Raw genomic sequence first — 8,510 nt, 5'->3', positions numbered from 1 at the left:
CCGGCACGGCGCGGACCGGCACGGCGCGGACCGGCACGGCGCGGACCGGCACGGCGCGGTCCGGCGCCACAAGATCGGACACCACATGGCTATTGAACGGGGCTCCGCCGGGGAAGGCGGAGCCCCGTTCAGCCTTCGACGAACCCTCCGTCGCAATATTGCGCACCGCTTATTCTCCTGATAGTCGCCGCGTACGGGGCGAGTTGCCCGTTTCGGACCGCACCCGGTGCGGCGAGACCTCCCCGGCCCCGGCCGTCAAGTGATAGGCGCGATACCAGAACGGGCTTCCGAATCCGTCGATCTTGCGTCTAGACTGCTGACGTCCGAGTGGGGGGACTGGCGGCACTCAGGGGGCATAAATGGGCGTAATTGAGTGTGCCCGCGCACACCTGGCATCCATCGAACCGATGATGCCGACGCGGGTGTCGCATCGGCCAGGGCCCCATTGCGGGCCGGCTTGGATTCCATGCGCGGAAATTCCCTGCCCGCGCCGATCCCCTGGTCCCCTGAGCGTCTGAGTCTTCGCGCCCGTCGCGGCGCGTTCGACCTATCGACCGGCGCGTTCGACCTATCGACCATGGGGCAGCGGTCACATCCCGCCTTCTGCCTTCATGGTGCCGTACACGGCACGGACGGCAATCCAACTTTTCCAGAGAAGCAAGGGTTTCCGTGTGCCTGTTTTCTTCTCCTTAATCAACGGATTTCGACATTTCGACGTGGAGGAGTCAGTCGCATGACCACACCCACGCTCAGCCCCGGCCGCTTGGACGCGGATACCGTCCGCAAGTCGGTGGACGTCGTACTCGAAGACTTTCTGACGGCCAAGGCCCACACCACTCCGCAACACCATCTGCCGTATCTCTCCGGACTGCTCAAGGATTTCCTGTCCGGCGGAAAGCGCATACGGCCGCTGTTGTGTGTCACCGGCTGGCAGGCCGTCGGCGGCGGTGAGGACACCGACACGGTGTTCCGGGTGGCCGCCTGCCTGGAGATGTTCCACGCCTTCGCGCTGATCCACGACGACGTCATGGACGACAGCGACACCCGCCGCGGCCGGCCGACCATCCATCGCACCCTCGCCGCGCTGTGCGCCGCCGACCGCAGGCCGGACCAGATCGAGCGGTTCGGGGTCAGCGGGGCGGTGCTGCTCGGCGACCTCGCGCTCACCTGGTCGGACGAGCTGCTGCACTCGGCCGGCCTCACCCCCGCCCAGTTCGAGGCCGTACTGCCGCTGCTGTCGGAGATGCGCACGGAGGTGATGCTGGGCCAGTACCTCGATCTCCAGGCCACCGGGGAGCTGACGGACGACGTCGAGGCCACCCTCACCGTCAACCGGTACAAGACCGCCAAGTACACCATCGAGCGTCCGCTGCATGTCGGAGCCGCCATCGCGGGCGCCGCCCCGGAGGCCATGGAGGCGTTCACCGCCTACGCCCTGCCGCTCGGCGAGGCGTTCCAGCTCCGCGACGATCTGCTGGGCGTGTACGGCGACCCGGAGTCCACCGGCAAGTCCCAGCTCGACGATCTGCGGGCCGGGAAGAACACCACCCTGATCGCGCTCGCCCTGCGCGCCTCCGACAGCGCCCAGGCGGCGCGGTTGCGCAGCCTCATCGGCAATCCGCTGCTGGACGAGTCGGACGCCGTGACCATTCAGGAGATCTTCGCCGCCACCACCGCCCGGGAGGCCGTCGAGCAGATGATCGACGACCGCCGGACACAGGCCCTGCGGGCCCTCGACGACGCCCCATTCACCGCGGACGCGGTCAACGCGCTGAAGCTGATCGCCCGCATGGCCACTGTGAGGAACTCATGACGACGGGACTTTCCGCGGCCGGGGCCCAGGACATCAGCCGGAGCAGCGTCCGCCCGTACCTGGAGGAGTGCACCGGCCGCTTCCAGGAGATGTTCGACCGCCATGTCGTCACCCGGCCCACCAAGGTCGAATTGACCGACGCCGAACTGCGCGAGGTCATCGACGACTGCAACGCGGCGGTGGCACCGCTCGGTAAATCCGTTTCCGATGAGCGCTGGATCTCCTATATGGGGGTGGTGCTCTGGTCTCAAAGCCCCCGTCATATCAAGGACATGGAGGCGTTCAAGGCCGTCTGCGTCCTGAACTGCGTGACGTTCGTGTGGGACGACATGGATCCCGCCCTGCACGACTTCGATCTCTTCCTGCCGAAGCTGCGCGCGATCTGCGAGAAGTACTACGGCCCCGAGGACGCGGAGGTCGCGTACGAGGCCGCGCGTGCCTTCGTCACCAGCGACCACATGTTCCGCGACTCGCCGATCAAGGCGGCGCTGTGCACCACGTCCCCGGAGCAGTATTTCCGTTTCCGGGTCACGGACATCGGTGTCGACTTCTGGATGAAGATGTCGTATCCGATCTACCGGCATCCGGAGTTCACCGAACACGCCAGGACAAGCCTGGCCGCACGGATGACCACCCGCGGACTCACCATCGTCAACGACTTCTACTCCTATGACCGCGAGGTCTCACTGGGTCAGATCACCAACTGTTTCCGGCTCTGCGATGTGAGTGACGAGACGACGTTCAAGGAGTTCTTCCAGGCGCGGCTCGATGACATGATCGAGGACATTGAGTGCATCAAGGTGTTCGACCAACTGACGCAGGACGTCTTCCTCGATCTGATCTACGGCAACTTCGTCTGGACCATCAGCAACAAGCGCTACAAGACGGCCGTCAACGACGTCAACTCTCGTATTCAGTAAGGGAATGGGAACCGTGACTGCCGCGAAGGGCTCCGCACAGCCGGAGCACTCCTGGACCACCGGCACGGCGCCCGGCTCGGTGCCGCTGCTGGGGCACACTCTGGCGCTCTGGCGCCGTCCGCTGGAGTTCCTGGCCTCCCTGCCCGCCCACGGCGATCTGGTGGAGGTCAGACTGGGGCCCAGCCGCGCCTATCTGGCCTGCCATCCCGAGCTGGTCCGCCAGGTGCTGCTCAATCCCCGTGTGTTCGACAAGGGCGGGGTCTTCGACAAGGCGCGGCAGTTGCTCGGGAACAGCCTCTCGGTCTCCCGGGGCGAGGACCACCGCACTCAGCGGCGGATGATCCAGCCCGCGTTCCACCCCCCGAAGATCGCCGACTACACCGCCGCGGTCGCCGATGACACCCGCGCCGCGATCGGCTCCTGGGAGCCGGGGCGGACCCTGGACCTCGGCGACACCATGCACGCGCTGCTGATGCGGGTCGCCGCGCGGACGCTGTTCTCCACGGGGATCGGCGAGGCGACGATCGACGAGGCCCGCCACTGTCTGCGCATCGTCTCGCACGGCATCTACAAGCGCACCATGGCGCCTTTGGGGATCATGGAGAAGCTCCCCACCCCGGGCAACCGCCGCTATGACCGGGCCAACGCCCGGCTGCGGAGAATCGTGGACGAGATGATCCGCGACCGCCGGCGCTCCGGCGCCGACCTCGGCGATCTGCTCTCCACGCTGCTGCGCGCCGAACACCCCGAGACCGGCGAGGGGCTGGACGACGGCGAGGTCCTCGACCAGGTGGTCACCTTCCTGGTCGCCGGGAGCGAGACCACGGCCTCGACGCTCGCCTTCGTCTTCCATCTCCTGGGCGCCCACCCGGAGGTGGAGAAGCGGGTGCACGCCGAGATCGACGAAGCCCTGGGGGGCCGTTCGCCCACCTTCGAGGACCTGCCGTCCCTGGAGTACACCCGCGGGGTGATCACCGAGTCGCTGCGGCTGTATCCGCCGTCCTGGATGGCGATGCGGGTCACGGCGGCCGAGACGGACCTCGGCGGCCGCACCATCCCGGCGGGCACGATGATCCTCTACAGCGCCCAGGCGCTGCACCACAACCCCGGGCTGTTCCCCGACCCCGAGCGGTTCGACCCGGAGCGCTGGCTCCCCGACCGCGCCAAGGAGGTGCCGCGCGGGGCGCTGCTCCCGTTCGGCGCGGGCAGCCACAAGTGCATCGGGGACGTCCTGGCGCTGACCGAGACCGCCCTCATCGTGGCGACGATCGCGAGCCGGTGGCGTCTTCGCCCGGTGCCCGGGACGACGTTGCGCCCCGAGCCGAAGGCGACGCTCGAACCCGGCCCGCTGCCGATGGTGTGCGAGCCACGCTGACGACGTCCGGTCCGGGGTGCGCCACGGACCGGACGCCCCGTACCTTCCGTACCCCACCTCGCGAGCGAAGGACATCTTCCGATGAGGACCGCGCAGCACCCGGCGACGCGCCACTGGCGGCACGCCCTCGCCCCCGGCGGACTTCCGCTGGCCGGCCACGCCCTGCTGATGGGCCGCAAACCGCTTCAGTTCCTGGCCTCCCTGCCCGCCTACGGCGATCTGGTCGAGCTCCGGCTGGGGCCCCGGCCCGTGTTTCTGCCCTGCCATCCGGAGCTGGTCCAGCAGGTGCTGGTGAACGCGCGGACCTACGACACCGGCGGGCCGGTCAAGGAGAAGGCGAAGCCCATCCTGGGCAACGGCCTGATCACCTCCGACTGGGCGGACCACAGACGGCAGCGCCGGCTGGTGCAGCCCGCCTTCCAGGCCGCCCGGATCGCCAAGTACGCCGAGGTGATGGAGCGGGAGTGCGAGGCCGGGTCGACGGCCTGGACGGCCCGCAGACCCATCGACGTCAGCCATGAGATGCTCGCGCTCACCGCGCGGGTGACGGCCCGTGCGCTCTTCTCGACCGATATGGCGCCGCATGCCGTGGCCGAGATCCAGCACTGTCTGCCCATCGTCGTGGAGGGCGCCTACCGGCAGGCGATCGACCCCACCGGGCTGCTGGCCAGGCTCCCGCTCGCGGCGAACCGGCGCTTCGACGACGCGCTCACCCGGCTCAACCAGCTCATCGACCGCATGATCGAGGACTATAAGCGGGCGGACGACGGCGACCGCGGCGATGTGCTCTCCGCGCTCTTCGCCGCGCAGGACGACGAGACCGGCGGCACGATGTCGGACCAGGAGATCCACGACCAGGTCATGACCCTGCTGCTGGCCGGGATCGAGACCACCGCCTCCGCGCTGACCTGGGCCTGGTTCCTGCTCGGCCGCAATCCCCGGGCCGAGGCCGCGCTGCACGCCGAGGTCGACGAGGTGCTGGGCGGACGGGCCCCGCGCTACGCCGACGTTCCCCGGCTCGCCTACACCCAGCGGGTGTTCAGCGAGGCGTTGCGGCTCTTCCCGCCCGCGTGGCTGTTCACCCGGACCACCACCGAGGCCACCGAACTCGGCGGGCGGCGGCTGCCCCCGGCGTCGGACGTGCTGATCAGCCCGTATGTGCTGCACCGCGATCCGGCTCGCTTCCCCGACCCGGAGTCCTTCGACCCCGACCGCTGGCTTCCCGAGCGGGCCAAGGACGTGGCGCGCGGCTCGTATCTGCCGTTCGGCGGTGGGAGCCGGAAGTGCATCGGCGATGTCTTCGGCATGACGGAGGCGACGCTGGCCCTGGCCGCGATCGCGGGCCGCTGGCGGATGCGCCCGATTCCGCGGACGAAGATCCGGCCGAGGCCGCAGATGAGCCTCACCGCCGGTCCGCTGCGCATGATTCCGGAACCGCGCTGAACGCTCCGCCCCTCGGGCCCCGTAGTTCAGGTGTCGGGAGTGGGCGTGAACCGTACCGGCGGCCGGCGCGGTCGAATCGGGGACAGTTCCCCGTACCTTCGATGATCTCAACACCTAACCGGAGAGATTCCCCCGGTTAGTGTTAGGGTTTCGGGCCATGGGCAGCCGTGTGGAGAAAGAGACACCGTTGCGCCGAGACGCACGGCGCAACCGCGAGATGCTGATAACTGCCGCCCGGGAGATCTACACGGATCAGGGTGTGGACGCCCCGCTCGACGACATCGCCCGTCGGGCCGGAGTCGGCAGCGCCACTCTCTACCGGCGGTTCGCCGGCCGGGCGGAACTCATCGAGGCGGTATTCGGCGATTCCCTGCGGGACATCCTGCGGGCCGCCGAGGAGGCCCGCTCGGCGCCGGACGCCTGGATCGGCCTGACAGCCTATCTGGAGCGCATATTCGGACTGCTCGCCGCCGACCGGGGCACCAACGACCTGATGACCACCGGCATCCAGGGCGTCCCCTCGCTCGACGCGCTCCGCAGGGAGAACCACAAGACGCTCGACGTCCTTCTGCGCCGCGCCCAGGAGCAGGGCGCGGTCCGGAAGGACGCCACCGCGGAGGACCTGCTGTTCCTGCTGGCCGCGCTCGGCCGCGCGGTCCCCGGCTCGACCGTCGCCGCGCCGCTGGCCTGGCGCCGCTATCTGGCCCTGCTGCTCGACGGACTGCGCCCCGAGGGGGCCCACCCGCTCCCGGCCCCCTCGCTCACCGGGGAGCAGCTCGGCGCCGCCATGCTCCAGCTCGGCAAGGCGCGACGGCCGCGTACGGGGCGGGCCGACTAGGGGGCATTCGGGGCAGGAGGGACCAATCCGGCGCATGTCGGTCGGGGTCGCGCCGACTCGGGGCTTCCTGGGCGGGGCAGGTCACCACAGTGGCCGGGTGAAGTGTGTCGCCCGCCTACATATCCGAGCCGAACTGCGCATTTCTACGGTGTGGCAACACAAAAACGTCCCCGCACCCCGCTCGGAAGTGGTGACCCATGACCACCCCGGATTCTCCGGCCTCCGCTCCCCCGACCCCGCCCGGCGCACTGCGCCGAATCGTCGCCGCGAGCCTGATCGGCACCACCATCGAGTGGTACGACTTCTTCCTCTACGGCTCTGCCGCCGCGCTCGTCTTCAACAAGCTCTTCTTCCCGGACTCCGATCCGCTCGTCGGCACCCTGCTGTCGTTCCTGACCTACGCGGTCGGCTTCGCCGCCCGGCCGGTCGGCGCCCTGGTCTTCGGCCACTACGGCGACCGGCTCGGCCGTAAGAAGCTGCTGATCCTGAGTCTGCTGCTGATGGGCGGCGCGACCTGCGCCATCGGGCTGCTGCCCACCCACGCCACGGTCGGTTCGGCGGCCCCCGTACTGCTGACCGCGCTGCGTCTGATCCAGGGGTTCGCGCTCGGCGGCGAATGGGGCGGGGCGGTGCTGCTGGTGTCGGAGCACGGGGACCCGCGGCGGCGCGGGTTCTGGGCGTCCTGGCCGCAGACCGGCGCCCCGGCCGGGCAGTTGCTGGCCACGGGGGTGCTCTCCGCGCTCACCGCCCTGCTCTCCGACGACGCCTTCGAGGCATGGGGGTGGCGGGTGCCGTTCCTGCTCTCGGGGGTGCTGGTAGTGGTGGGCTTGTGGATTCGTCTCTCTGTCGATGAATCGCCGGTGTTCAAGGCGGCGCAGGCCCGCGCCAAGGCCCGTAAGGCGGCCGCGGACGAGGCGGCCACCGAGAAGATGCCGCTGGTGGCGGTCCTGCGCCACCACTGGCGGGATGTGCTGATCGCCATGGGCGCGCGGATGGCCGAGAACATCAGCTACTACGTCATCACCGCCTTCGTCCTCGTCTACGCGACCTCCGACCATGTGGGCCTCGGCAAGCAGACCGCCCTCAACGCCGTCCTGATCGCCTCGGCCGTGCACTTCGCGGTCATCCCGGCATGGGGCGCGCTGTCGGACCGGATCGGGCGCCGCCCGGTGTATCTCCTGGGCGCGGTGGGCGTGGGCGCGTGGGCCTTCCCCTTCTTCCTCCTCATCGACACCAAGGGCTTCCCGGCGCTGCTGCTCGCGGTGACGGTCGGGCTGATCTTCCACGGCGCGATGTACGCGCCCCAGGCGGCCTTCTTCTCCGAGATGTTCGCGACCCGGATGCGGTATTCGGGAGCGTCGATCGGGGCGCAGTTCTCGTCCGTCGCGGCCGGTGCGCCCGCCCCGCTGATCGCCACCGCGCTGCTGGCCGACTACGACAGCGCCACCCCGATCGCGCTCTATGTGATCGCGGCGGCCCTGCTCACCCTGGTGGCCGTGGGCGTCGCCAAGGAGACCCGGGACCGCGATCTGGCCGCCGTCGAACCGACCTCGGCCCCGTCCCCGCGGCCGGCAGCGGAGGCGGAGGCGGAGGCGGCGGAGCGCACGGCCCGTTCGGCCTCGGCTCAGTAGCCCACGGCCCGTTCGGCCTCGCGGCTCAGTAGCCCATGGCCGAGGCCAGGCGGTGCAGCCGCAGGGCGAGCTGGATCTCCAGGGAGCGGGCGGGTGACTGCCAGTCGGGGCCGAGCAGCCGCCCGACCCGCTCCAGCCGCTGCGCCACCGTGTTGACGTGCACATGGAGGGCGTCCTTCGTACGGGCGGGGCTCATCCCGCCCGCGAAGTACGCGTCGAGGGTGCGGATCAACTCGGTGCCGCGCCGCTCGTCGTAGTCGATGACCGCGCCCACGGTGCGGGCCACGAAGTCCTGGACGCCGGTGCCGTCCGGGGCGTCCTCGCGAGTACCGGCCAGCAGCAGACCGAGAAAGCCGAAGTCCTCGGCGGCGGCGCCCTGTCCGGCCCGGCCCAGCACCCGCAGGGCGGCCAGACAGCGCCGCGCCTCGGCATAGCCCGCGGCGACCTCCCCGGGCCGTGCGGCGGGCGCGGGGACGGGTGTGGAGGCGCC

General features: G+C 69.9%; 7 protein-coding genes. 6 read left to right on the top strand and 1 reads right to left on the bottom strand.

Annotation, left to right across the window (positions count from 1 at the left end; genetic code table 11):
• The first annotated feature begins 733 nt into the window (after window positions 1–733).
• The 6 genes from KN815_RS43155 (at window position 734) to KN815_RS43130 (ending at window position 8,020) form a co-directional block, all read left to right on the top strand.
• Entirely contained in the window at window positions 734–1,813 is a 1,080-nt protein-coding gene (locus tag KN815_RS43155) for a polyprenyl synthetase family protein (RefSeq protein WP_216347220.1), read from the top strand.
• The gene (locus tag KN815_RS43150; protein WP_216347219.1) at window positions 1,810–2,733 is read left to right on the top strand and encodes a terpene synthase family protein; all 924 of its coding nucleotides are present in this window, start codon (window positions 1,810–1,812) and stop codon (window positions 2,731–2,733) included. Before KN815_RS43155 ends, KN815_RS43150 begins: the two co-directional genes overlap by 4 nt.
• A gap of 4 nt (window positions 2,734–2,737) precedes the next feature.
• Window positions 2,738–4,108, top strand: coding sequence for a cytochrome P450 (locus KN815_RS43145; protein ID WP_372458625.1), 1,371 nt, complete (start codon window positions 2,738–2,740; stop codon window positions 4,106–4,108).
• 81 nt (window positions 4,109–4,189) lie between these two features.
• Window positions 4,190–5,551 carry a cytochrome P450 gene (locus KN815_RS43140; protein WP_216347217.1) on the top strand — a complete coding sequence of 454 codons (1,362 nt, stop codon included), beginning with the start codon at window positions 4,190–4,192 and terminating at the stop codon, window positions 5,549–5,551.
• Between the two features lie 157 nt (window positions 5,552–5,708).
• Window positions 5,709–6,389, top strand: coding sequence for a TetR/AcrR family transcriptional regulator (locus KN815_RS43135; RefSeq protein WP_216347216.1), 681 nt, complete (start codon window positions 5,709–5,711; stop codon window positions 6,387–6,389).
• 197 nt (window positions 6,390–6,586) lie between these two features.
• Window positions 6,587–8,020, top strand: a complete 1,434-nt coding sequence (locus KN815_RS43130; RefSeq protein WP_216347215.1) for an MFS transporter — start codon at window positions 6,587–6,589, stop codon at window positions 8,018–8,020.
• A gap of 25 nt (window positions 8,021–8,045) precedes the next feature.
• On the opposite strand, the gene KN815_RS43125 is transcribed toward KN815_RS43130, so the two are convergent.
• Window positions 8,046–8,510: PucR family transcriptional regulator (locus KN815_RS43125; protein ID WP_216347214.1), on the bottom strand; the 465-nt coding region annotated here is incomplete at its 5' end.

The organism is Streptomyces niphimycinicus (assembly GCF_018883605.1).
In the GTDB taxonomy this organism is placed as follows: Bacteria; Actinomycetota; Actinomycetes; order Streptomycetales; family Streptomycetaceae; genus Streptomyces; species Streptomyces niphimycinicus.
This window is presented reverse-complemented; position numbering and strand designations above follow the sequence as displayed.

What these genes read in the sequence shown, in the direction of transcription:
- KN815_RS43155 (WP_216347220.1), top strand. Translation starts at nt 734, where the DNA reads ATGACCACACCCACGCTCAGCCCCGGCCGCTTGGACGCGGATACCGTC.
- KN815_RS43150 (WP_216347219.1), top strand. Translation starts at nt 1,810, where the DNA reads ATGACGACGGGACTTTCCGCGGCCGGGGCCCAGGACATCAGCCGGAGC.
- KN815_RS43145 (WP_372458625.1), top strand. Translation starts at nt 2,738, where the DNA reads ATGGGAACCGTGACTGCCGCGAAGGGCTCCGCACAGCCGGAGCACTCC.
- KN815_RS43140 (WP_216347217.1), top strand. Translation starts at nt 4,190, where the DNA reads ATGAGGACCGCGCAGCACCCGGCGACGCGCCACTGGCGGCACGCCCTC.
- KN815_RS43135 (WP_216347216.1), top strand. Translation starts at nt 5,709, where the DNA reads ATGGGCAGCCGTGTGGAGAAAGAGACACCGTTGCGCCGAGACGCACGG.
- KN815_RS43130 (WP_216347215.1), top strand. Translation starts at nt 6,587, where the DNA reads ATGACCACCCCGGATTCTCCGGCCTCCGCTCCCCCGACCCCGCCCGGC.